This window comes from [Actinomadura] parvosata subsp. kistnae (assembly GCF_900323885.1).
GTDB classification, from domain to species: domain Bacteria; phylum Actinomycetota; class Actinomycetes; order Streptosporangiales; family Streptosporangiaceae; genus Nonomuraea; species Nonomuraea composti.
In genome coordinates, this window is record NZ_OOHJ01000020.1 from 60,398 (window position 1) to 84,503 (window position 24,106).

The following is a 24,106-nucleotide window of genomic DNA, read 5'->3' on the forward strand; positions in this document are numbered from 1 at the left end:
CGGTGCTGCGGCTGAGCGGATCTTCCCGCCGTACTCGGCGGTGGAGTAGGGGCGGGCGCCGCTTGCTGTCAGCGGCCGGGCTCGTGATCACGGTGGTTGACATCTCGTGCTCGGTCGGGGCGGTACGAGGTCCGGGACGGGGTCGCGGCTCGGCCGGCTTGGCGGGTTTGCTGGGTTTCGTGGAGGCGTTGCTGGTGCTCGCGGCGGGCGGTTTGCTCTGCCTGGCGTTGTGGCGGCGGCAGGGTGCTGCGGCGCTCGGACTCGTCGAGGGCGGCGCGCAGCGTGAGATCGAGCCGTTGCATGTCGCGGCGTAGCTTGTCGAGGTGGCGGCGGCCGGTTTCCTGGTCGGTGGCGCGAGCTTGTTCGAGCGTCTGGGGCCAGGTGCGGTCCAGTTCGACGGCTCGGTGGCGTATTTGTGGCCACAGGGCTGCGGGCGGTGCTTGGTCGGCGGCGGTGCGGGCCGCCTGGTCTGCGGCGGCGTGACTGTGTTGCCGCTGCCTGAGCTGTCCCAGGAGTTGGGCGTTGGTGTCGAAGAGCCGGCCGAGTTCGCTTTCCAGTGCTGCGCGGCGGGCTCGTGCCTTGGGGAGCAGGGGTTTGCCGGTGCGGAGTTCGTGGCGGATCTGCTGGATGCGGTTCAGGACGGTCTCGTTCTGCTCGGTGAGGTTGGTGATGTGGGCGGCCTCGCGGTCGCGGTGCTGGGCGGCCTGGTGGGCGGCGTTGATGCGGTCGAGCTGGGTCTGGAGCTCCTGGCGGTGGTGGTGGAGGTTCTGCTCGCAGGGGCCGCCGCCGTGCTCGCTCCAGCGGGCCAGGTCTTGCGCGGCGGTGCGTTCGGCGGCGTGAAGTTCCTCGGCCCGGTGGCGGAGTTCGGCGATGCGGGTGGCGAGCTGCCGGTCGTCCAGCAGGCCCACCCCATCGGGTGTGTTGGTCAGGGTGGTGAGGAGGTGCTGGAGTCGTTGCCGGGTGTGGTGGTGGTCGCGGGCTGCCTGTTCGATGCGGTGGCGGGCCGGTGGCAGGGCGGCGCGGCGGGCGATCTCGCGCTGGATCGCGTCCAGTTCGCCGCGAATCTGCTGCTGGGTGGTGTGGGCGGTGGCGACCTCGTGCTGGGCGGCTTGGATGTCGGTGTGCCGGACGTCGTGCAGCATGCTGTCCCAGTGGCGGGTCAGCTGACGGTGCTGGTGGCGGATCAAGGGCCACACGGTGCGCGGCGGGGCTTGGGCGAGAGCCTGGCGGGCCTGCTCGGCTGCTGCCCGAACCTGCTGGTGCGCCGCCTCGAGGGTGTCGCTCCGGGCGTGTTCCCGCTGCTGTTGGGCCTGCTGGAGCCGTTCTTGTGCGGTGGTGGCGGCGTCGATGTGCTGCAGGTGGGTGGTGAGCTGGTCGCGTCGGGCGAGCAGTTCCCGTTCGGCGGGGCCGCCGCCGGCGCTGGCATAGGTGCGGGCGCGCTGTTCGGCGGCGGTCAGGTCGGCGGCGGCCTGCCGGGCTTGGGCGGCGAGCGCGCCGGCGCGGGCGGTCAGGTCGGCGTGGTCGAGCAGCCCGACCTGGTAGGGGGTGTGGGACAGGGCGAGCAGCGCGCCGGCTTGGCGCATCGCGGTGACCGCGTCGCCGGCGGGTGCCGGCTCCGTACTGTCGTGCCGGTCGGGTGGCGGGCGTTCGGGGCGGCCGGGTGGGAGGCTCGGGCGTTCGGCCGCGCGGTTCGGCAGGTGGGGGTGGTGCAGGGTGTGGTGGGCGGCGTGCCAGGCGGCGTCGCGGTCCGGGTCGAGGGGGCCCGGGCGGCGGTCGGTGAGCAGGAAGGTGCCGTATGCCTCGCCGTAGGCGGCGATCACGCCGGCGCGGACGATCCATTCGTGGCGTAGCAGCGGCTCGTCGGGGACCTGGCCGAGCTGGCGCAGCGCCCATTCGGGCGGGTTGTGGGCGGCGCGCTGGCCGAGTTGCTCGGTGCGCTGGTCCATCCGCTCGGCCACCTCGAGGGCGGTTCTGGCCAGGTCGGGGTCGTCGATGTGCGGGATGCGGTCGCGCCATCGGCAGGAGGGCGCGCCGCCGGTCGTGGTGGAGGTGGTGGTGAGCAGGCGGGTGAGGCGGTGGTGCAGGACCTGGGCGATGGAGCGGGCGCCGTCGAAGGGGCGCCGGCGCGCGGCCCGGGTGATGAGGTCGTGGGTGTCGCCTCCGGCCAGCTCGATGCGTTGGAGCAGGCGGTAGAGGGTGCGGCGGGCCGGGTCCTGGTGGAGCCGGTCGAACTCGGCGGGGGTGAGGGCGGCGGCCAGGGCCTGGCGGTGGCGGGGCCGGGTGGCCAGGGTGATGAGGTCGCGCCAGATGGCCACCAGGTGGGCCATGTGGGTGACGCGTTCGCTCTCTTCGCGTAGGGCTTCGACGGCGGCGGGGCTGGCGTCGTCGCGTTCGAGGACGTGGGCGAGCACGGTGCGGGCGTTGAGGGTGGGCGCGCCGGGGGCGGGGTCGGGGCCGGCGAGCTGGGGTGCCTGCTGGGCGCCTTCGCGCAGGTCGGCGGCGGTGAGCACGCTGGTGTCGACGTAGGCGAGGTTGGCCGAGCGGCCGCGGGTCAGCATCACGTACAGCATCTGGTGGGTGACGCGGCCGTCGATCAGGGCGCGGGCGACATCCACGGTGCGGCCCTGGGCGGCGTGGGCGGTGCTGGCGTAGCCGAGTTCGAGGTGCCGGGCGGCGTAGCGGGCCGGCAGGTAGACGCGGCGGGCGGGGTCGCCGCCGGGATGCGCCGGGCTGGTGAGGTGGGCGATCAGGGCGCCGTCCTCAAGCACCCGGTGCACGCGCAGGACGTCCCGGTTGGACAGGGTGCGCCAGGTGCCGGCGACGTTGACGCGGCGGGTGTTGGCGCGGGCCATCACCAGGTCGCCGGCGCCGGCGGTGGTGCCGTCACGCAGCCGCACGCCGTCGGCGTCGACCTCGCCGCGGCGCACCAGCTCGGCCCGCACCCGCACCGACAGGTCGCGGGCGTCGGCGTTGACCATGGTGAGCATCACGGTGCGCCGGCCGGCGGCGCGGTCGTCCAGGTAGTCGGCCACCAGGCGGGCGGTGATCTGCTCGCGGTCGCCCGACAGGATGCGGCCGTGCTCGTCGTAGGCGTCCAGCACGGAGGCGTGGCCGGCGCGCAGCCGCAACGATGCTTCCCGTTCCCAGGCGGCCTCCATCCGTTCCACCGTGGTGAGCGCGTGCGAGCCCGCGTCGCCGGCCAGCACCCGCATCAGCCCGCCGGCCTCCGGCGCCGACAGCTGCGCGGTGTCGCCGGCCCACACCACCTTGCAGAACGAGCGGTCGGCGACCTGCTGGATGGCGGCCAGGTTCGCGGTCGGCACCATGGAGGCCTCGTCGACGACGATCAGCGTGCCGGGCTCGAGGCGGAGCCTGCCCGCCTGGTGCAGGGCCAGGAAGCGCCGAATGTTGTAGGCCCGGTCGAAGCCCTCCTCGGCCAGCACGTAGGAGGCGTTGGTGGACAGCGTCAGCCCGATCGAGCCGACCCCTTGGACGGCGCGCCACAGCCCGGTCAGCCGGCCCAGGGTGTAGGACTTGCCGGAGCCGGCGGGCCCTTCGAACACGTCCACGGCCCGGCCGGAGGTGGCGATGCCAAGGATCGCCGCCGCCTGATCCTCACGCAGTCCCGGCCCACCCGCCTCGGCGCGGCGCGGGGCCAGCCATTCCTGCACCCGCCGGTGCGGGAGAGCGGGGGCGGTGTGCGCCTGGGCAGCGGCCAGCAGCCGGCTCTCCACGGCAAGCTGGTCGTCGGTGGTGAACCGGTCGGCGCAAGGAGCGACGTAGGCGCTGCTGCCATCGGATCGGCGCAGCACCTCGGGCACGTCGATGAGTTCGGGCAGGTTCAGCAGCCGCACCCCCAACGCGTTGCCCGGCCCGATCGCTCGTTCGGTCAGCTTCTCCAGCAGCTGCCGCACCGCGCCGGGGGTGAGCCCACCGAGCCGGCCGGGCAGGTGCCGGTTGATCGCCCGCATCACCTCATACCGGGAGAAGACCGCCTTGGCCTGCTGGACGTCGGCGACCGCGGCCTGCAGCACGTCGTCGATCTGCGCGTCGAGGGCCGATTCCGCTTCCGAGGCCTCGCCCCCACCGGCGGGGTCGTTCAGGACGTGCCGGGCCAGGGCTGCGGCTCGCTCCAGGTCGGCGATCGTCTCCGGATCGGCGTCGGGCCGCAGGACCCGGTCGGGAACTTCGGCCAGGGTGCCGGATTCGGCCTGGCGGGACTGCCGCATCCACTGATCCAGCTCGGACGCGTGCGTGGGGGCGGGTGCCTTGCTCTTGCGGGCCTTGGTGGCGCGGGTGGCGTACTGCGCCATGGAGAACAGGGCACGCGCGGAAGGCCGGCGGCCATGGCGGGCCACGTACTGGGCGCACAACTGCTCCAGCAGGCCGGACACCTCCACCCGGCGCGAGGAGAACAGGCCGATCAGCTCATCGGCGATGCCCTCCACCTCCAGCCCATGGCCATCGTCCCGGGCGCGGGTGCGAACCGGGAGCGAGCGGGTCAGCGTCTCCCACATCACGCGTTCGGCCAGCGCGGCGGCGGCCGGGCGGACGGCGTGGATGGCGCGGCTGTCCAGCGCACGCCATTTGCCGTCGATGTCGCACGGAACGCGGTTGAGCACCGGGTTGTGCACATGCAGTTGCGGATCACCGTTGCGGGAGGTGTGCTGCCGGAAAGAGGCGACCACCCAGCGCGGGGCGTCCACCCACCGGCCCGTGGAGCGGCCGGCGACCTTCGGGCCGTGCTTGCCGGCCCGGCTGACCCCGCACACGTCCTGGTAGTACTCCAGCATCGCGGCATTGCCGGCCATCACCGCCTCCCACACCAGCTCGGCCTGGGCCCGCCACGCGAACGCTTCCTCAGGGTGGTCGTGCTGCTGCTCGGCGGCCTTGGCCAGCAGGCCGGCGTGCAGGAGGGTGACGGACTTGGGTGGGCTGAAGGTCAGGTCCAGGAAGTAGACGGGCTTGCGGCCGGTCTGCTCGGTGAAGCGGGCGGGTCTGCTGCCCAGCGTCGGCTTGTCCGCCTCGGGCACGGCGGGGTCGCCGAAGGCGGGATGGCGGGGGTCGGCGAAGCTGCGATACAGCCGCTCGAAGGCGTCGGCGTCGACCGGCTCGCCAGGGGTGAAGCCTAATTCGGCGCATGCCCGGCCGCTCCAGAACCCGGGCGGCTCACCACGCTCCGCCTCGCCTACCGATGACAGGTAGTAGTTCTCGGCGCCCTTGCCGACCTGGCGCGTCAAGTAGCCGGGATCGTAGCCCAGGCCGATGCTCAACATCGCAAGCGATCACCTCCGAGATCGTGAGGCTGGGCCTCAGAGCCGGGGTCAGGGCGACGCGCGAAAGTTGCTGCTGTGACGAATGTAGCAAAAGGGGCAAAAGATGCCTAGGTGTGAAGCGCTGGGGCAAGATGCATCAAGATCGGCAAGCCGAGGGAGATGCGGTTGTCCGGTCCATTTGAGCCTGTCGGTATCCGGATAAATCTGCCGAATGGGATGTCGGAGTTCTGGGGCAACTGTCGGGGCTGGTTGCAAAACCAGTCTTGTGAGTGCTGATGGCCCCGGCGGCCCGAGCATTGCCGAGGCTGGCTCGGCGCCGAGCGTACACCTGGTATCCCCAACCACCGACCCGCCACCCGCTACGACGTGGGCCATGACCGTCAGACGCGGTCGCATCCTCGCAGTACTACACGCCGTGATCATGACATTTCGGTTGGGTAGTTGAAGGCTTTCGGTTGCTCGCTGAACTTCGACAGGGAGGCTCCACGATCTTCAGTGGCACTCGATCCGATTAGGGGGAAGGGCGTGGGAGTCTGGACATATGACAATCGAGTGGTCCCGGCAGGAGGTCCTCGAAGCGGTCAGGACACGCTTGCTACGTGGGGGCGCTGTGAGGGACGGGTACTCCACCGTCGATGCCGTGGCAGAGCCCGACGGCATGCTAGTGATCTTCCGCTGGCGGCGAGATCCGAACACATACGCCATCAAGGTCGAGTTTCCGATGGCGTCCGAGAGTCCGTGGACGGGCGGTTGGTACACCGGCCTGCCGGTGACCTCGCCGGATGAATGGGCCGCAGACTTCGCCTCTCGCCTTGCACTGGAACTCGATACCGGGCTGGTTCGTCGAAGCCGCCGAACGATCCGAGATGGGTACGTCCTGTTGGACGTTCACGACACCCGGGACCTCTGGCCCGACGGGTTCTTCATCAATCCCGTTCCACTTCTCGACCTTGAGCTCTCCGCCTCGCCGGATGACCTCGAGAAGGCCTATGCCATTCTCGGGTCGCTACCGCCATCGGTTTCTCCGCCTGTGTCCAAGGTCGGCGCGGGGCTGGCCCGGGCAGGGATGGATGTCACGACTCCCAGACAGCTGATCGTCGAGGCGAGGCTGGCCTGCTGGCTTCAGGCCTACGTCGACAACGCCCGCGGGGAACCTTTTGTCGGTCAGGCAGCCGCGTCCTGGGAGGACGAGCAACGCACCATCGCCCGTCTCGACCTGGTGCACATCCAGCCCGGCGTCCCCTCAGAGGTGCGTAATGCTCTGGTGCGTCTGGTGGTCTGCGAGGTAGCTGAGGCCGGCGCCTTGCGCGTGGTCACCGCGGTCGACGATCCCGAACTCCATGGACTGGGGTTCCGGCCCGCGGACGGTGGCGGCCTTGCGCTTCACACGAGGAGCACTGAACCGCCATGGGAGCCCGCCAGCCGGAACCTGACCCAGGGCGCCTCACGTCCGAGGCTGGGCCTCAACATGCGAAACCACCCGTGATGTCTCGGCGACCGCCTGAGGCACAAACCGACGAGTTGGTCCGGATGACCGTGAGCGCTCCGTCCGGACTTACTGGTTGAGCCGCAGATCACGCCGGATTCCTTCCGAAACCATGCAACGGGCCTGACAGGCGACGCTGCGTGTCTGATGCCGCCTCCGGCTCGGTGGACAATCAGGGCATGGGGGATCTGATCGAGGTCGTGGAGTACGACCCGGCGTGGCCGGCGCAGTTCGCTGCGCTCGGGACGGCGTTGCGGGAGGCATTGGGCGAGGTTGCACTGCGCATCGATCACATCGGTTCGACGTCGGTGCCCGGGCTGGCCGCCAAGCCGGTCATCGACATCCAGATCTCGGTAGGCTCGCTGGAGCCGCTGGATGTCTATAAGGTGCCGTTGCAGCGGCTTGGCCTGGTGCATCGGGCGGACAACCCGGAGCTGACCAAACGCTACTTCCGTGAGGCTCCCGGCAGCCGCCGTACTCATGTTCACGTGCGCGACCTCGGCTCCTTTTCCCAGCAGTTGCCTCTGCTGTTTCGTGATTTCCTGCGTGCCCATCCCGTCGTCGCGGCCGAGTTCGCCGAGGCGAAGCGCGGCTGTGCGCGGCGGTTTCGCGATGATCGGCGGGCGTATGTGGCCGCCAAGGAGCCTCTCGTCTGGGACATTGTGCGGCGTGCCGACTCCTGGGCGCAGAGCGTCGGCTGGCGGTCGGCCCCGAGCGATGCCTGATCCGGTGGTGGCCGCCTCGGGTGATCGCTTCAGGACGGGAGGTCTGGCGTCGTACGGTGGTGAGGCCGATGTGGCGCGAGGATCGCCGGCCAGAAGCGGAGCGCCAGCGGAGTCTTCTGGCCGGCGAGACGAGCGCCCCGCGCGCAGGGGCGGCCGCCAGGCCGATCCCTGCGGGACGCGAGCGTAGCGAGCGCCCTGCGCGCGGATAAAGGAGGACCGGTAGCGGGTGCGGTGGTGAGGGGCCGTGTGGCGGGGACCGGTCCGGTTGTTCATCTGGCGCCTGCGGTCGGCAGGTCGCCCTTGTTTCATGGTGGGGCGACGTTACGGCGCGTGGTGGTGTGTGCGGTGTGGGCGCTGCCCCACGACCGCCTCTGCGGCATGCCGGGCGATCTCCGTAGGGTCGGCGCGGAGCAGGGTGTTGATCGAGCGCAGGTTGACAGGTCGGCTCGCGTGGTCGTCCGGGCTGGTGATGCGGGCGCTTTGGGGGGCGTTGCCGGTGAAGGCTATCTCGAGGAGCCAGCAGTGGCGGCGCAGGGTGAGGACGGGGCCGGGGGCGGTTTCGACGCTCCAGCCGTGCCGCCGCGCGCGGTGGGTCAGCGCGTCCGGGTGCATGGGGTTCGTCTCTCTGTCGAGTTATCGGAGGGGTGCAGGGGTGGGCGGAACGCCGGGTTCCGCCCACCGGGTGTGGGTCAGAGGTGCGGCTCGGGGTCGGTGCCGTCGCTGGTGGTGGCGGCCAGGGCGGGTTCGGTGTCGGGTCGCTCGGGGAAGGCGCCGGCCCAGGGGTCCTGGGCGGGTGCGGGGGTGCGTCCGTTCCTGACCGGGGTGACCTTGGCGGTGGCGTTGCGCAGGGACGGTCCTGCCTCGATGACCTCGAGCTCGTAGACGGTGCGCTTGTCGCCTTCGGTGGTTTCGTAGGTGCGCTGCTTGAGCCGGCCTTCCACGATCACCCGCATGCCGCGCTGCAGCGACTCGGCCACGTGCTCGGCCTGCTGGCGCCAGGCGCTGCAGGTCAGGTAGAGCGGGCGGCCGTCCTTCCATTCGCCGCTGTGGCGGTCGAGGAAGCGCGGGGAGGAGGCGACGCGGAAGCGTGCGACGGCCTCTCCGGTCGGGGTGAAGCGCAGTTCGGGGTCGTCGGTGAGGTTGCCGGTGATGGTGATGACGATGTCGTTGGCCATGATGGGTCTCCTTTGCTGGACGTGGTTCGGATGGGGCGGGGCCTCGATGAACCGGTGTGGGGCGGGCGGTTGCCCGCCCCGCTGGGAGGGGTCAGGACGGGAGCTCGTGGTCGGTGGCCGTGGCGAGCTGGTGCGCTTCGACGGCTTCGGCCACGCAGTCGGGGCAGATCCGGCCGCCGCCGAGCAGTGGCCAGCTGTTGCGCAGCAGGACGGGGTTGCCGCAGCGGGAGCAGGCGGTGACGTCGGTGGCGTACGGGCGGATGCCGAGGCTGAGGCGCTTCATCGAGGTTTCCCTTCCGTCCGCGGCCCCCGGGTGGGTGGCCGCTTCGTGTTCCGGTGCGGGAGGCCACGCAGGCGGGAGGGAGGAGGGCAACCGAGCGGCCCGCGGGAGGAAGATGTTTTCCGCGCGGGGTCGGCGAGGAGGTGGAGCGGGCGGGGTCCCGCGCGGAAAAGATCTTGCTCGCGCGGGTTGAGCCGCTGGGTTGCGGGACGACCGGACGCCTGCGAGGGTGACTGTGCCGGAACGCGGGGTGGCCACCCACCCGAGCCCCCGGGAGCGGGAGGGAACCCGGCAGGCGCGCGTCGTTGGCCACTTCCCCGCGGCCCGCTACGGCTGTGCCCTCATGTGCAGGGAGCGCCCTGTGCGGGTTCAGGGCGGGGTGCTTGTGGGGGTGCGCTGGTTGCGGGGCTCCACGAGGTGTCGGACGTCGAGGTGGGGGTCGTCGGCTCTGCCCGTGTTGGGGGCGGGCAGTGCGGTGTGGACGGTGTGGGCTCGGCGAGCCGGACCGGCGATCGCACTGCGCGGCCGGGGTCATGTCGGCTCGTCGGGGCGGACGATCCAAGGCCGCGATTCGATGCCGTGTGCGAAAATGGAGTCAATGGCCTGGCCTTCCCCGTCGGCGGGCGCCGCAGCCTGGCAGGCGGCCGATCTCGGCGGGTGGGCTGCTGAAGAGGTGGGGGTTGACGCGGCTGAGGTTCGGATCGGAGGGGCGATGGGCGGCGCTGTGGACGATGGTCTGCGGGTGGAGCTGACGCAGCAGGGGCGGCGCTATGAGCTGACCGCGCGCCGGGTTGCGGACGGCCTTCTGGAGATCGAGGTCAGTGGTCGTGACGCGGACGGCGACGCGGTGGGGGTCCTGAGCGGGGCCTTGCCCGGATCGGATGTTGGGCTCCTGGCCGATCTGGTCGAGCTCCTGAGGGTGAGATGCGGTCAGACGGACGAAGGGCAAGTCTCTGTGGTGGAGCAGCAGAGGCTCACGCATGCCGACGCCTACCGGGGTTGGACCATTGAGCAGGACGAGAAGTTGCGGCAGCTCGCGTGCCGGCCGGACGCTTCGGTGAAGGGACTGGCGGCGGCGCTTCAGCGCAGTGAGGGTGCGATCAGATCGCGGCTGCGGCGGTTGCGCATCGACAAGCTGCCACATCAAGCCCAGGCCTAGCGTGGCGCAGCTTTGCCTGCGACGCCGTGGACTTGTCGGCTGCTCGCGACGTTCGCCTGCCAGCACAGGCCCGGCGTCACCGTGATCTCGGTGGCCGGCGACCTGAAAGCCGCCAATGCCGACCACCTGGACGCCTTCATCAGCCGCGCCCGCCGCCGGCCCGGCGACCACGTGGTGCTCGACCTGAGCGAAGTGCCGTTCATGGCCCAGACCGGGCTGCGCGTGCTGCTCAACGTCCGCGCCCTGACCCGCCGGCACGGCGGCGACCTGCACCTGGCGGCCCTGCAGGAATCACCCGCCCGCCTGCTGACCACCACCGGCGCCAGGCCCGTCCTGACAGTGCACCACAGCGTGGAAGCGGCCATCCTCGCCGCCCCGCACGTCAGCCAAGCCCCCCCGAAGTGGGTCGTAGATTCCCGCACGCCGGGAGGCCGCTGCCGATGGCCTCTCAATGACTTGGCCCCTGCACCCGCTTAAGGAGCGCCTCGTATGGTCGCGGGACCAAGTACGCCTGGAAGGGGGAAGCCGGCTGTCCCCGGCCCTGAGCCGCGGACCCATGCGGGTCACGGTGGAGAGAGCGTCATACCTGTCTCGGGGTGCTGGCCGCGGTCTGTGGGGGCATTGGTGCGGGGATCGTCCGGGTGCCGGCCTGAGGGCGGTCCGGGTGCTGGAACGGCGCCCCCTCTCGGTGCGTCAGCAGTTCTTGTAGTCGTAGCGGCTGCTGTTGTACGAGCACGAGTCGACGAGCTGGCCGCGGGCGTTGTGGAGGTAGCCGGTGTCCTTGCTCTGGTTCCAGATGTAGGCGAAGGTGCCGCCGCCGCTTCTGCCCCAGTGCAGGGTGGTGGAGGTGTCGCGGCCCGTACCGGTGCGTAAAGTGACTGTCTTCCCGGCCCTGAGGGTGAACGTGCCGAAGGTGTAGACGTGGTCTGCTCGGGTGGTCTTGTCCCGGACGGTCCAGCCTGCGAGGTTGACCGCGCTCCGGCCGGTGTTCTTGATCTGCACGTATTCGCCGTTGAGGCTGCTGTTCGCGCCGGAGTCCGGCGAGCCGGGCGAGTCGTACCAGATGCGGGAGATCTTCACCGTGGGGGCGGCGGCCTGGGCAGGAGCCGCCAACGTGAGAGCAGCGGCGGTGGCAACCATGGCGGCGACGGGGGCGGCAAGGCGCACGTGTGGTCCTTCTGGGGGTTGGGTGTGGGCCGTGTGTATGACGCTCCACGACGGGCTGGCGTTCACGCCTCTTGGCCATGGGATTTCGCCGACAAGTACGGCACTGCCTACCTTGACTGTGCTCGTCGCACATGTCCTGGGCCGCGCCGCCCGGGGCACCCCTCGTGCCGAGGATGACCAGCTGCAGCTGGAAACCATGGGTTCATCGGCGTTGCCAGAGGGCTAGCAGGGCCACGATGAGGTCGGTCAGCGCGATCGCGATGCCCAGCCAGCGGCCGGCCGCAGGCCAGAGGATGGCCAGCAGGGCCGCCACGGCGGTCAGCAGGGAGGCGACGCTGACCAAGGCGGGCATGGCGGGCAACAGTGGAAGGGGCGCCGGCCGCGAGCGCCGAAAGGGCGCTGGGCTGCTGGCTCGCCGGGATGGCCGGTGAGGTGATCGCCGGGCAGGGCGGCGCGGCATGGGTCTGGGGCGGACCCGCAGGGGACGGTTCATTGCAATCTCCTCACGCTGATGTGGTCGGGCTGCTACTGACGGTTTAGGCGTGATGAGATGTGTCCGCCCGGTTCATACCGGCGTTTTCCCAGCAAGAGGCCCAGGCAGATCGCGGACGGAGCCGGACGTCCGCAGCGGGTTCACGGTGAGCTGAGGGGCGTGGCTGTGGCGAAGTGGGGGCCGCTGCGCGGACAGTACGTGCAGACGCGCGAGCTGGCCATGACGTTGCGGGCGATCGCCGATCAGCAGCGGCAGAGCGTGCGCGGCCTGGCGGAGAAGATCCCCTACGGGCGCAGTGTGATCTCTGCCCATCTCAACGGTGCCCGGCGGCCGGAGTGGGCGTTCGTGGAGGCGTTCCTGGCCGCCTGCGCCGGTCGTGACGAGCAGGCGCTGCAGCTGCTGCGGGCCAAGGTACGGCCGTTGTGGGAGGCGGCCGACCCGGCGGTGGCCACGGTGCTGGACGAGCCGGCGGAGGTGGCCGAAGAGCAGGCCGTCGAACTGGTGCCGGCCTCGGTGCGGCAATGGGTGACGATGCTGGCCGAAGTGGCGGGCAAACAGCAGATGCTGGCCCGCGCGCAGTTGGCGGTGACCCGGCATCAGGCGCTGAGCGCCGGCCTGCTGGAGATGCTGGGCCGGCTGGCCCAGGCGGTGGCCGACCTGACCCAGGAACGCGACGATCTGCGGGCGGAACGCGACACCCTGCTGGCCGCCCGGCACCAGCAGGCAGGCTTGGAAGGGGAACTGGCGCGCATCCGGCAGGAGCTGCTCGATACCCAGGAGCGGCTGGAGATCGCCGAAGAGCTGTATGAGCAGACCAGCCGACGCCTGGATCAAGCCGAACGCCAGCGCGCCCACGCCGAACGACTCAAGCAGCAGGCCTTCGCGCAGCTGCGCTCCGTCCTGCAGGCCATGGACGCCCCGTCCGCTCTGTCCGCGCCGCCGACCGGCGATCTCCGTGTGGCAGCCGCGGACGACCCGGCGGGGCTGATGGGCGAAGATGACCAGCAGGCCACCGCCGAGGTGCTCTCCCGCCTCGACCACGTACTGGCCGGCGAGGCGGCCACCTTGGACGGCCTGAGCCACGACCTCACCGCCGGGACGAGCAAGCGCGAGGCCGGCGCCCCGGTACTCGAGCGGACCGACGGTGCCCGGGTGGACCCCGTCCTGGCGGACACGGACACGGACGACTCCGCTGGCGCGGACACCTCCTCCACCAGCGCGGACACCCGCCGGACAGATGTTGCTGCGCCGCCGGCCCCAGGCACGAGGCAGCGCCTGAGCGACACCCGCCGACTCACCCTCCTGCTTCTGGCCCTTGTCCTGGTGGCCGCAGCGATACCCGGCGCCGTGACCATCCGGCAGCTGTACGACCCCGCGGTCCTAGGCTGGACTCCTGACGCCGTCAATGCGGTGGCGTTCAGCCCCGACGGCAAACTCCTGGCCGTCGGCAGCGGCGACGACTACGCCAACCAAGGCCAGGTGCAGTTCTGGGATCCGGCCACCCACCAGCAGATCGGTAACCCCCTGATCAGTCACACGGGCAGGGTCAACGCGGTGGCGTTCAGCCCCGACGGCAAACTCCTGGCCATCGGCAGCCGCGACGGCTCCGTGCGGTTGTGGGATCCGGCCACGCGTCAGCCGATCGGCGATCCGTTGACCGGCCACACTCAGCCGGTCAACGCGCTAGCGTTCAGCCCGGACGGCAAACTTCTGGCCAGCTGCAGCGGAGACTCCATCGTCCTCGCCGCCGGTGATGCCCCTGACTACTCTGTGCGGTTGTGGGACCCGGCCACTCGTCAGCCGATCGGTAACCCTCTGATCAGTCAGACGGGCGGGGTCAATGCGGTGGCGTTCAGCCCCGACGGTAAGTTCCTAGCCGTCGGCAGCGCTGCCATCGGGAGCAGCACTTACAACGACCAGGGCCAGGTGCAGCTGTGGGATCCGGCCGCCCGGCAGCCGGTCGGTGACCCTCTGGTCGGCCAGATGGGCGAGGTCAATGCGGTGGCGTTCAGCCCGGACGGAAAGCTCCTGGCCGTCGGCAGCGGTAACAGTAACAACCAGGGCCAGGTGCAGTTGTGGGATCCGGCCACGCGTCAGCCGATCGGCTACCTTGCGATCGGCCAAGCGGACGGCGTCAACACAGTGACGTTCAGCCCGGACGGCAAGCTCCTGGCCATCATCGTCGATCACGACAACGGAAACGACGAAGTGCAGCTGTGGGAGCCGACCAGCCACCAGCAAGTCGGCAAGCCGCTCAATCCCGACAACACCGGACACTTCACCGGAGTGGTGTTCAGTGCCGACAGCAGAACCCTCGTCTGCGGCGGCCAGCCTGCCAACAGCCTCTTTCACAGCAGCAGCGACGACGACGGCATAGTGCGGCTGGAGGACCTCGGCAACTGGCCGGGAAGAGCGATCCCTCGCTGATTTCGGGCCCGACCGCCGCCGAGACGAGGTCATCTATCGCAGATAGTGAGCCACTATCTGCGATAACACGGAGACGGTCCTGGTTGAACAGCCGCCGTGACGCTGATGACTTGCTCCGCTTATCTGTGGTAGCCCCTCAGGAAGAGACAATGGGGGGCGGCCCTGCATTGTGCCGCTGGGAGTGACACCAGCTGCAGGGAACCTCGGGTCATGATCGGCCGGTTATCGGAGTAATGAGGACCGTGTTCGTGGCGATAGCCGGACACAGGGCCCAGGGGCAGGCTGAAGGAGGGGACCAGGATGCTGAACGAGGCGTTAGCCGCATTGGCCGCGGCGGGTGGTACGGCGCTGGTGTCGGCGATGACCACTGATGCGTGGACGTCGGCCAAGCAGGGGTTCGCCCGGCTGCTGGGCCGGGGCCAGCCGGAGCGGCAGGGGGTCGCAGTGCAGCGGCTGGAGCGCTCCCGGCAGGAGCTCGCAGGCCGGACCGGAGCTGAGCTGGAGCGGGCCCGCGCCGAGCAGGAGACGGCATGGCGGCTGCGGCTGAGCGACCTGCTGGAGGACGAGCCCGCCGCCGAAGCGGAGCTGCGGGCACTGGTCGCGACGTTCGGCACGTCGGCCTCCGCCTCCGGGCAGCGGTCGATCGCGATCGGCGGTGACAACAGCGGGATCGCCTCCACCGGCGACAACGCGACGAACGTGCAGATGCGGGCGGAAGCGTTGGGGTCAGGCCGCATCTATCAGGCCGGCCGAGATCAGACTATCCACGAACGATGAGCACGCCCCCGCCGGCCGCGGGCGATCCCGGGCGGCAGCCACAGATCCGGATGGAGGCCACCACCTCCGGACAAGGCCGGGTCCAGCAGGCCGGCCATGACCAGATCATCAACGAGACGACGGTGCTGCCCGAGGCGGCGGTGCGGCCGGTCACCGACGTGGCCGCGCCGCCGCGGCTGGTGAACCTGCCCCGGCACACGCGCACGTTCGTCGGCCGTGGCGCGGAGCTGGCCCGGCTGGCGGCGGCGCTGCACGGTGGGGGCGAGGTGGTGGTGGCCGCGGTGCATGGTCTGGGCGGGGTGGGCAAGTCCACGCTGGCCGCGCACTACGCGCTCGCCCAGGCGGCCAGGCGGGACGGCCCGGGGCTGAATCCGGTGTGGTGGATCACGGCGGACTCCGGCCCGGCGCTCGAGGCCGGCCTGGCGGGGCTGGCGGTCGCGCTGCAGCCGGAACTGGCCACGGTGTTGTCGTTGGAGGCGCTGGCCGAGCGGGCTAGGGCGTGGCTGGCCGCCCATCAGGGGTGGCTGCTGGTGCTCGACAACGTGGTTGACCCCGCTGATGTGCGGCCGCTGCTGGAGCGGACGCTGGCCGGTCAGGTGCTGGTGACCAGCCGGCTGGGCGAGGGCTGGCACCGACTGGACGCCCAGCTGCTGCACCTGGACGTGCTCGGCGAGCGGGAGGCACTGGACCTGCTGACCCGGCTCGCCGCTCCAGGCCTCGCCCCGGACGTCGCCCAGGCCGTGCTCGACGGGCACCCGCCTGCGGAACTGGACGGGGCGGCCGAGCTGGTACGCGAGCTGGGCCTTTTGCCGCTGGCGATTGAGCAGGCGGGCGCCTACCTGCACCAGACCCGGCTGACCCCGCGCGCCTACCTGGAGCTGTTGAGGCACCAGCCGGCCGTGATGTACGACCGGACCGCTCGCGGCGCCGACGCCGAACGCACCATCGCCCGCCTGTGGCGGCTGTCCCTCGACCAGCTGGCCGGCACCCCACTGGCGGGCGACCTGCTGCGCGTGCTGGCCTGGTACGGCGCCGAACCCATTCCCCGTCCCCTGCTGGACGGCCTGGACGCCGAGCCGTCAGAGGTGCAGCACGCCCTGGGCGAGCTGGCCGCCTACAACATGATCACCCTTGACGGTGAGACGATCACCGTGCACCGGCTGGTCCAAGCTGTCGCTCGCAGCCCCGACCCCGCCGACCCGCACCGCCGGCCCACCGCCATCGACACCGCCCGCGACCAGGCCACCCACCTGCTCAACGATGCCGTCCCCGCCCCGCCGTGGGATCCGGCCGGGTGGCCGCTCTGGCGGATGCTGCTGCCCCACATCACCACCCTGACCGATCACGCCTCCCCCACCGCTGACACCGCCACCACCGCCCGCCTGCTCAACCGGACCGGCCTCTTCTTGAGCGGCCAGGGTGTCATCAGCAGCACGATCGATGTCCATGCCCGCGCCCTTGCGGCCTATGAGCGAGTGCTTGGCAGCGATCACCCCGACACGCTGGCCTCCCGCAACAACCTCGCCTACGCCTACCGATCAGCGGGGCACCTGGACCGGGCCATCCCACTGTACGAAGCCACGCTGGCCGACTACGAGCGAGTGCTCGGCACCGACCACCCCTCCACTCTGAACTCCCGCAACAACCTCGCCTACGCCTACCGATCAGCGGGGCACCTGGACCGGGCCATCCCACTGTACGAAGCCACGCTGGCCGACTACGAGCGAGTGCTCGGCACCGACCACCCCTCCACTCTGAACTCCCGCAACAACCTCGCCTACGCCTACCAGTCGGCGGGAGACCTGGACCGGGCCATCCCGCTGTACAAGCAGACGCTGGCCGACCGCGAGCGGGTGCTCGGCAGCGACCACTCCTCCACTCTGAACTCCCGCAACAACCTCGCCAGCGCCTACCAGTCGGCGGGAGACCTGGACCGGGCCATCCCGCTGCACAAGCAGACGCTGGCCGACCGCAAGCGAGTGCTCGGCACCGACCACCCCGACACCCTGAACTCCCGCAACAACCTCGCCAGCGCCTACCAGTCGGCGGGAGACCTGGACCGGGCCATCCCGCTGCACAAGCAGACGCTGGCCGACCGCAAGCGAGTGCTCGGCACCGACCACCCCGACACCCTGAACTCCCGCAACAACCTCGCCAGCGCCTACCAGTCGATGGGGGACCTGGACCGGGCCATCCCGCTGTACAAGCAGACGCTGGCCGACTGCGAGCGAGTACTGAGCTCGGACCACCCGCTAACGAAGACCGTACGGGCCAACCTGTCGGCGATCGAGTAACCGTTGGGAAGGCGGCGTGATCGGTGAGGTTGTCACTTCAGGTGTGTAAAGATCTTTGCTGAGTGCTTGATGGCGGTCTTTACCTGATGCGGCCTGGATAGGCGATATCGAGTTCGATGAGTGCCTCGCGCCAGCCGATGGTGCGCTGTCCCTCGATCAGGCGGGCGGTGCTGGGCGAGTTCTTGATCTTTCCGGTCTTCTCCTTGGTCGCGGCGCGTTCGCGGGCGCGTTTGTCCTCGATGTTGATGATGGCCAGCCACAGCAGCTTGACCACGGCGTCGTCGCCGGGGAAGTGCCCGCGGGCCTTGGTGACCTTGCGCAGCTGGTAGTTCAGCGACTCGATGCTGTTGGTGGTGTAGAGCAGCTTACGGACCGCCGGGGAGAAGGCGAAGAACGGGATGAAGCGGTCCCAGGCCGTCTCGAACACCCGGGCCGCCTGCGGATACCGCTCGCCCCAGGTGGAGGCGGTGAAGTCTGCCAGGGCGTCGAACGCGGCCTGCTCGGTGGGCGCGGTGTAGATCTTCTTGAGTTCGGCGGCCAGCGCGGCGCGGTCGCGGCGGGCGACCGGCCGCAGCGCGTTGCGGATCAGGTGCACGACGCAGGCCTGCACGGTGGTGTGCGGGAACGCCGCGTGGATGGCGTCCTCGAAGCCGGTCAGGCCGTCGGTGCAGGCGATGAGGATGTCGCGCACGCCCCGGTTTTTCAGGTCGTTCATCACCGTGGTCCAGAACCGGGCCGATTCGCCGGCGGTGGCGGTATCGAGCGGGGTCTTGGCCAGCCAGATTCCGAGGACGTGCTTGTCGCCGTCGGCGTCGATGCCGACCGCGAGGTAGGCGGGTTTGGCCTGGACGCTGTGGTTGTCGCGGACCTTGACCACGATGGCGTCCAGGAACACCACCGGGTAGACCGCTTCCAGCGGCCGGGCCTGCCAGGCGCGGACCTCCTCCAGCACGGCGTCGGTGATGTTGGAGATGGCCTCGTGACTGAGTTCGACCTCGTAGATCTGGCGCAGGTGGTGCTGGATGTCGCGCACGCTCATGCCGTGCGCGTACAGGCTGATGATCATGTCGTCCAGGCCGCCGGAGATGCGGCCGGCCCGCTTGGGCACCAGCACCGGCTCGAAGGTGCCGGCCCGGTCCCGGGGCACGGCCAGCCGGACCGGCCCGACCCCGGTCTGCACGGTCTTGCCGATCCTGCCGTTGCGGGAGTTGCCCGAGCCGTGGCCGGCCACCTCGTGCTTGCCATAGCCCAGATGCGACGACAGCTCGGCCTCCAGGGCGCGTTCCAGCACCGCCTTGACCAGTTCGCCGAGCATCGAGCCTTCACCGGTCAGCCGCAGCCCGCCCGCGCCGTCGCGTGAGCGTTCCAGCAGCAGGTCCAGCACGTGATCGCCGAGCAGGTCCCGCAACGGCACCTCGCCGTCACGCTGGGGGGATTGTTCCCCGCCATGATGCGCAGCCGCCCCCAGCAGCGCCGATGCATCATCGCGCTGGTCTTGCCCCACCGCGGCCAGCGCGGTTCTTCCCCGTGTCGTGGACATGATCGTGTTCTCCCCCGAGATGGTGAATGATCGTTGCAGACTTTCGTCTACGTTTGGTGATCATTTCCACACCTAGAGTGATACCCCCTGATCGGTCTACGCCGACGGCATCTCGCCCCTGGCGAGCCCACGAGCCCGGCCGCTTTCGCGGAGCTGGCGCAGGTCGGGGATGTGGTTGCACAGCGTCCCCGGTGAGACGCCGAGCAGCCTGGCGATCGAGGTGATCGAGTTTTGTGGGTTGGGCAGCATGTCGCGGGCGGCGCGCAGCAGTTCGGGGGTGATGACGGTGGGGCGTCCGCCGGTGCGGCCGCGGGCGCGGGTGGCGGCCAGGCCGTCGCGAGCAGCGATCATGTCAAGCCGCCCCTGCCCTAACGGCATCCTCACCGGCTGAGCCATGCGTGCGAACTGCCTGCCTTCTCTGCAGGCATGGAACGGCGCGGCTTACCCCCAGGAGATTGCGACAGACAGCGATCCTGAAATCGCGTCATTAAGCGATCCAAGTCCCAGGGATCGAAGCCGTCTTGGTGATCTTGTCGAGAAACGTTCGATTCTCGACAAGATCACTGCGCGGATCGAGATCAACGCGAACACTTTCACCGGCCGGCCATTCGACCGTTACGGTCAATACGTGAGGATCATCGCCGTAGAGGATCATTGGCCCGAGTACGGAACGATCGTCGTCAGGGACACTCCTGGCGTCGACCCGGCATCCAGATCGCGACCAGAGTTGCCCCTGCTCGACGAGCACGCGGTGGACGCGCAGCCTGGCGGTACCATCGCCAAGGCGGGCGATGGATGGTTGCAAGCGTCAGCTCGCGACGCGCGCCATCACGTGCGCTTGGAGGCGCATCACGGTCCTCCCCCATTGGACGACGTCTGGCATGACGTGGTAGAGACTCCGTACTACGCCAACACCGGTTCCGTCATGCTGACGACCGTGCTCTACGGCGAAAACTACGCAGACAGACCGCTCCGGCTCGGAGCACCGGGAATGTATCGAGTCCGCGTCTCCTGCCGCAGGACTACGCCGGAGATCCCCGGATTCGAGGCATCGGAGGGTGACCTCTGGCGAATGCAGTTCTGGGCGGCCCCCGGGACTCCTCAGCCTCCCCGCTGGTTGGCGCGGAGCCGACCCGCCGTACCGTCCGGGCGCACTGGCTGGCAGGCGGTCCTCGGGCTGCCCTGTCAGGAGGTGCTGCACGCCGTCCAGGTCGCGGCCGCCGCCGGTAACGCCACCGAGGAACAGATCGCCGCCGCGTACCAGCCATGGTCCAGCAGCTCAGGCGACTGGAGCGGCCCTCTTGCCGAGGATCTGTCGGACTACGCCGTGCAACTGGGTGTGCCCGCACCGGCCACGCGGCAGGAGTTACTGCGGCTCTTGGTGGCGGCCGGCCTGGTGATCACCGAAACCTCCGCCGAGGTGACCCGCTATCGTCCCTCCGCGAGCCCACCGCCTGTTGAGGAGGTGCTGCGCCTGCCGGACGAGCAAGTGACCATGATCCGGCGCCAGGACGCATTCCACCGTTACACCTCGTTCGCCGCCGACCTGGCCGCCGTGGCGGTGTGGAGCCCGGGTTGCACCGTCTCGGCAACGCTGGAGGAGCTCTCCCGCCAGCTCCTGGCGACGGAAGAGGAGATTCACGGGGCGATCCGTTACGGCACCGAACGGGGCCTCTTCAGCACCTCCGGAGACGAGGGCGTGGTTATGGCGATGCCACGTCTCCCGCCGCCCCCCGAGGTGGGTCGCATAGCCCGAAGGCTCGAGTGAGGCGGTTCGAGGGCGGTCGCGCCATCTACCTCTGAAGCCGCACCGCCATCAAGCACTCGAAGTCACATGGCTCCCGGAGCGATCTCCGGGAAAGTTCCCCGGATAAGAAGGAGGGGTACCGTTGCGCCCGATCAAGGACCCCGCCAAGGGCCACCGCCGCCGCGCACAGGGCGGCGCTCGGCACCTCCCGCCCATGATCTCCGGGCGGCCCGATCACCACCACGCCGCCGCGACGGCCGCCGCGGCCGCCACCCGGATCGCCGGCGGCCGCGCATGACCGCCACGATCCTGCCGCTGCGCGGCGGCGTCAACGGCCCCGACCCCGCCGCGGCGCTGGCCCGGCTGGAAGCCCACCTGAACCGCTGCGCGCTATCCGCCAACACCGTCAAGGCCTACCGCCGCCAGGCCCGCGCCTACCTCACCTGGCTCGCCGACCCCCAGCACGCCGCCGAGCAGGCCGACGCCTTCCTCGACCACATCGGCGCCGAGGCCGCCGTCGCCGCCTGGCGCCGCGCCCTGCTCGCCGGTGGCGCCTCACCGGCCACCGTCAACCAGGGCCTGGCCGCCGTCGCCCTGCTGTACGAGCACGGCGCGAGCATGCGCATCAAGACCAAGACCGCCCGCGTCCCCCGCCCCGGCGCCCCAAGGCACTGACCCGCTCGCAGGAGAACGCGCTGCGCCGCACCGCCGACCGCCGCGGCCCCCGCGATGCCGCCATCATCTACACCCTGCTCGGCACCGGCGCCCGCGCCGAGGAATGCGCCCGGCTGCGCGTCGAGGACGTCGCCATCACCGCCCGCACCGGCCAGGTACGGCTGTTCGGCAAGGGCGACCAGGTCTGCACCGTCCCAATCGCGCCGCCGACCCGCGAACGCCTGTCCGCCTGGCGGAGAAACGCGCCGCACTGCTGGCCGACACCGGTAAGTCCGGCCGGGCCGAGCAGGTGGGCGATTCGCTGTGGGTGGGCAAGCGCGGCCCGCTCACCGTCGACGGCATCACCGACGTCGTCCTGGCCACCTCGAACGCCGCGCCCGAATCCGCTGAGCTGAAGGGCACGCGGCCGCACGAACTGCGCCACACCTACGCCACCCGGCTCCGCGAGGACGGGGCCGATCTGGAACAGATCCGCGCCCTGCTCGGCCACGACTCCCTCGACACCACCCGCCGGTACTTCTTCCCCGGGGAATTGCGTTTCTTGAAAGATCTGTGAACGCCCTGACCTGGCCTGCCTGATCCAGCATCGACCTCGATGGAGGCATCTGTCTAACGGATTGAGCTGTACGGCTAGCAGTGATCTTCCGTTTGATGAAAGATAGTTGCAGCTAACGGAAGGCAGTCCGGTGAGCGCGCAAGGGAGTGAGCCGCCAGGCTCAGCTCGTCTGGAACTGTGCCACGGTGTGGCGCTGCTGCATCCAGAAGATGCAGTACTCGAGGCGATGCTGTCCGGGTGGGAAAAACAGCAGCGGGGAGGGCGACGCCTGCAGCCGGACACGGTGGAGTCGCGCAAGAGCATCGTTCGCCGTTTCGTGTCCTACACCAACGAGTACCCCTGGCGCTGGTCGGCCGGCGACATGGACGAGTGGAGTGCTCAGCTGGTGATGATCGACCGATTAGCGGAATCCACGATCCGCTCCTACCAGGGGGCGATCAGGATGTTCTGCGACTACATCACCTCGCCGCACTATCGGTGGGCCAACGAATGCCAGGCGCGGTTCGGCACCCACCCCGTGCAGATCTGCCAGGAGTGGAACACCACGGCGCACCTGGTCGAGTACGAGGGCGGGCCAGGGCGTCGGCCGTTGTCCCGTCAGGAGTGCCAGGCGCTCTTTGACTACGCCGATGAGCAGGTCGAACGGGCCATCCGGCTGGGGCGCAAGGGAGCGTTGACCGCCTACCGGGACGCCACCGTGCTGAAAGTCATCTATGCCTGGGGATTGCGGTGTACCGAGGCCAGCAAGCTGGATCGCCACGACTGGTACCGCAATCCCCAGGCCCCGGAGCTGGGCAGGTTCGGGATGCTCAACGTCCGGTGGGGCAAGCGTTCACGCGGGTCGGCACCCAAACGGCGGATGGTGGCCTCAGTCATGCCATGGGCCGTCGTCGCGGTCGAGGACTATCTGACCAACATCCGACCTCGCTTCGGACTCAAGGATCATCCGGCGATGTGGATCACCGAGCGCGGCGGGCGGCTTCGTTCGCGTGAGATCGAGGAACGCTTCGCGACCTACCGCGACGCTCTGGGAATGGATGAAGATCTCACACCGCACTGCCTGCGCCACAGCCACGTCACCCACCAGATCGAGGACGGCGTCGACCCCAAGTTCGTCCAGGAGCAAGTGGGTCACCGTTTCGCCAGCACGACGGCGATGTACACCGGTGTCGGCAGCGACTTCATGAATACCGCACTGCGTCGGCACCTGGATGCAGGACTGGTCTCCAAAGAGGAGGAACGATGACCGCCAAGCTGGACTACGAGTGGAGGCTGCGGGAAATCATGGCGGCCCGCGGCATGTTCAACACCACCGACCTGCGGCCGCTGCTGATCGAGCGGGGGATCACCTTGTCCGCCACTCAGATCTGGCGGCTGGTGACGGAGAAGCCCGAGCGGCTGAGCGTGAAGGTGCTGGTGGCGCTCATCGACATCCTCGGCTGCCCCATGGAGGACCTGATCACGCCCGTCGTCTCGCCAACGGGCAGCCGTAATCGGGCCGCAGGCCAGACCGGCGCCGTCGGAGGGGAGCCGGGTGCCGGCCGCGAGAGCGGTGTGGGTGGGTTTCGTCCCAAGCGAGCCAGGATCACCGAGTGATGTCCGCCGCACGAGGTGCGCCGTCCCTCGATTCTGTTGATCCGGCTCATGCTGTGGTGGCGGTGGTGCGGAGGCTCGATCCCGGTACCGACCGCGCGCAACTGGTGGATCTGATCATTGGCCTCGTCCCCCAGACGAAGTCGCGCCGTGCTTTGGCCACCAAACTCCAGAAGCGTCCCGGCCTGCTGACCGGAGCTGGCGCACGCGGCACACCCATGGTCATCAGGCTCATCGCCGCGCTGCTCTCGCACGGGGTAACCGGCGTGGTGGCTCCGCCGTGCCCGTTCTGCCATCGTGACGTCCCCTTGTCCCGCGGCCATGAAGGGCTGCGATGCTGCAAGAGCTGCTGGGACCGGATACACGCCAAGCCCTGCACCCGCTGCGGAACGATCACTCAGATGGCGCGTCGCACCCCCGAGGGCCAATCGCTCTGTGACGCCTGCGCCCGCACCGAACCCGCTCTACTCGAGCCATGCGACACGTGCGGCCGGATGCGCCTTCCCGCCCGCCGCCGGGACGGACTGGTGATCTGCCACGCCTGCTGCGCACCGCCAGTGGCCACGTGCTCGGAGTGCGGAAAACGCAAACCCTGCCACTTCGTCGACATCGCAGCGCCCCTCTGCAAGAACTGCTCCGCCAATCGGCGAGCACAGCCCTGTTCACGCTGCGGACAGCAACGCGTAGTCCACACCCGCACCTCCTCCGGCAAGCCTCTCTGCAAGACGTGCGGCAG

General features: G+C 69.8%; 21 protein-coding genes. 13 read left to right on the forward strand and 8 right to left on the reverse strand.

Features of this window, described 5'->3' with window-relative positions:
• Positions 1–68: 68 nt before the first annotated feature.
• Positions 69–5,276, reverse strand: a complete 5,208-nt coding sequence (mobF, locus tag KIS93_RS67805; RefSeq protein WP_080039108.1) for a MobF family relaxase — start codon at positions 5,274–5,276, stop codon at positions 69–71.
• Between the two features lie 640 nt (positions 5,277–5,916).
• Here mobF and KIS93_RS41815 point away from each other — a divergent pair.
• On the forward strand, positions 5,917–6,762 hold the full coding sequence (locus KIS93_RS41815) for a hypothetical protein (protein ID WP_186404731.1): 846 nt from the start codon (positions 5,917–5,919) through the stop codon (positions 6,760–6,762).
• A 179-nt stretch (positions 6,763–6,941) separates the two neighbouring features.
• Positions 6,942–7,487 (forward strand): GrpB family protein, encoded by a 546-nt coding sequence (locus KIS93_RS41820; protein WP_080039109.1) that lies wholly within the window; start codon positions 6,942–6,944, stop codon positions 7,485–7,487.
• 321 nt (positions 7,488–7,808) lie between these two features.
• Here the strand turns inward: KIS93_RS41820 and KIS93_RS41825 are convergent, their stop codons facing one another.
• From KIS93_RS41825 to KIS93_RS41835, 3 genes are all read right to left on the reverse strand, one after another.
• Positions 7,809–8,099, reverse strand: a complete 291-nt coding sequence (locus tag KIS93_RS41825; RefSeq protein ID WP_080039110.1) for a hypothetical protein — start codon at positions 8,097–8,099, stop codon at positions 7,809–7,811.
• A 77-nt stretch (positions 8,100–8,176) separates the two neighbouring features.
• Entirely contained in the window at positions 8,177–8,662 is a 486-nt protein-coding gene (locus KIS93_RS41830) for a single-stranded DNA-binding protein (RefSeq protein ID WP_080039111.1), read from the reverse strand.
• 91 nt (positions 8,663–8,753) lie between these two features.
• Entirely contained in the window at positions 8,754–8,945 is a 192-nt protein-coding gene (locus tag KIS93_RS41835; protein ID WP_080039112.1) for a hypothetical protein, read from the reverse strand.
• Positions 8,946–9,540: 595 nt separating this feature from the next.
• Here KIS93_RS41835 and KIS93_RS41840 point away from each other — a divergent pair.
• Together KIS93_RS41840 and KIS93_RS41845 are read left to right on the forward strand one after the other, a co-directional pair.
• Positions 9,541–10,101, forward strand: a complete 561-nt coding sequence (locus tag KIS93_RS41840) for a hypothetical protein (RefSeq protein ID WP_186404732.1) — start codon at positions 9,541–9,543, stop codon at positions 10,099–10,101.
• Positions 10,102–10,113: 12 nt separating this feature from the next.
• Positions 10,114–10,578 (forward strand): STAS domain-containing protein, encoded by a 465-nt coding sequence (locus KIS93_RS41845; RefSeq protein ID WP_281261995.1) that lies wholly within the window; start codon positions 10,114–10,116, stop codon positions 10,576–10,578.
• A gap of 216 nt (positions 10,579–10,794) precedes the next feature.
• Here the strand turns inward: KIS93_RS41845 and KIS93_RS41850 are convergent, their stop codons facing one another.
• A complete protein-coding gene (locus tag KIS93_RS41850) occupies positions 10,795–11,268 on the reverse strand; it encodes a lamin tail domain-containing protein (RefSeq protein ID WP_080039115.1) in 474 nt (157 codons plus the stop codon).
• Positions 11,269–11,470: 202 nt separating this feature from the next.
• Positions 11,471–11,620, reverse strand: a complete 150-nt coding sequence (locus KIS93_RS41855) for a hypothetical protein (RefSeq protein ID WP_155127411.1) — start codon at positions 11,618–11,620, stop codon at positions 11,471–11,473.
• Between the two features lie 300 nt (positions 11,621–11,920).
• Here KIS93_RS41855 and KIS93_RS41860 point away from each other — a divergent pair, with 300 nt between their 5' ends.
• From KIS93_RS41860 to fxsT, 3 genes are all read left to right on the forward strand, one after another.
• Positions 11,921–14,188: a WD40 repeat domain-containing protein gene (locus KIS93_RS41860; protein WP_080039116.1), complete on the forward strand. Its 2,268-nt coding sequence runs from the start codon at positions 11,921–11,923 to the stop codon at positions 14,186–14,188.
• A gap of 300 nt (positions 14,189–14,488) precedes the next feature.
• The gene (locus KIS93_RS41865; protein WP_080039117.1) at positions 14,489–14,965 is read left to right on the forward strand and encodes a hypothetical protein; all 477 of its coding nucleotides are present in this window, start codon (positions 14,489–14,491) and stop codon (positions 14,963–14,965) included.
• Complete coding sequence (gene fxsT / locus KIS93_RS41870) at positions 14,962–17,259, forward strand: FxSxx-COOH system tetratricopeptide repeat protein (RefSeq protein ID WP_080039118.1); 2,298 nt, start codon at positions 14,962–14,964, stop codon at positions 17,257–17,259. The genes KIS93_RS41865 and fxsT overlap by 4 nt, the downstream gene beginning before the upstream one ends.
• A gap of 79 nt (positions 17,260–17,338) precedes the next feature.
• Here the strand turns inward: fxsT and KIS93_RS41875 are convergent, their stop codons facing one another.
• Both KIS93_RS41875 and KIS93_RS41880 read right to left on the reverse strand, forming a co-directional pair.
• Positions 17,339–18,667, reverse strand: a complete 1,329-nt coding sequence (locus KIS93_RS41875) for an IS256 family transposase (protein ID WP_418115087.1) — start codon at positions 18,665–18,667, stop codon at positions 17,339–17,341.
• Positions 18,668–18,895: 228 nt separating this feature from the next.
• On the reverse strand, positions 18,896–19,150 hold the full coding sequence (locus KIS93_RS41880) for a helix-turn-helix domain-containing protein (protein ID WP_230466201.1): 255 nt from the start codon (positions 19,148–19,150) through the stop codon (positions 18,896–18,898).
• A gap of 43 nt (positions 19,151–19,193) precedes the next feature.
• On the opposite strand from KIS93_RS41880, the gene KIS93_RS41885 reads away from it, so the two are divergent.
• From KIS93_RS41885 to KIS93_RS41910, 6 genes are all read left to right on the forward strand, one after another.
• Positions 19,194–20,567 carry a DUF6042 family protein gene (locus tag KIS93_RS41885; RefSeq protein ID WP_155127417.1) on the forward strand — a complete coding sequence of 458 codons (1,374 nt, stop codon included), beginning with the start codon at positions 19,194–19,196 and terminating at the stop codon, positions 20,565–20,567.
• Between the two features lie 121 nt (positions 20,568–20,688).
• A complete protein-coding gene (locus KIS93_RS41890; RefSeq protein WP_155127420.1) occupies positions 20,689–20,844 on the forward strand; it encodes a hypothetical protein in 156 nt (51 codons plus the stop codon).
• Complete coding sequence (locus tag KIS93_RS66155; protein WP_155127423.1) at positions 20,841–21,221, forward strand: site-specific integrase; 381 nt, start codon at positions 20,841–20,843, stop codon at positions 21,219–21,221. Before KIS93_RS41890 ends, KIS93_RS66155 begins: the two co-directional genes overlap by 4 nt.
• Before the next feature lie 289 nt (positions 21,222–21,510).
• Positions 21,511–21,777 (forward strand): site-specific integrase, encoded by a 267-nt coding sequence (locus KIS93_RS67810; protein ID WP_186404733.1) that lies wholly within the window; start codon positions 21,511–21,513, stop codon positions 21,775–21,777.
• 187 nt (positions 21,778–21,964) lie between these two features.
• Positions 21,965–23,023, forward strand: a complete 1,059-nt coding sequence (locus tag KIS93_RS41905) for a tyrosine-type recombinase/integrase (protein ID WP_230466202.1) — start codon at positions 21,965–21,967, stop codon at positions 23,021–23,023.
• Positions 23,020–23,373 carry a helix-turn-helix domain-containing protein gene (locus KIS93_RS41910; RefSeq protein WP_080039122.1) on the forward strand — a complete coding sequence of 118 codons (354 nt, stop codon included), beginning with the start codon at positions 23,020–23,022 and terminating at the stop codon, positions 23,371–23,373. Before KIS93_RS41905 ends, KIS93_RS41910 begins: the two co-directional genes overlap by 4 nt.
• Positions 23,374–24,106 lie beyond the last annotated feature (733 nt).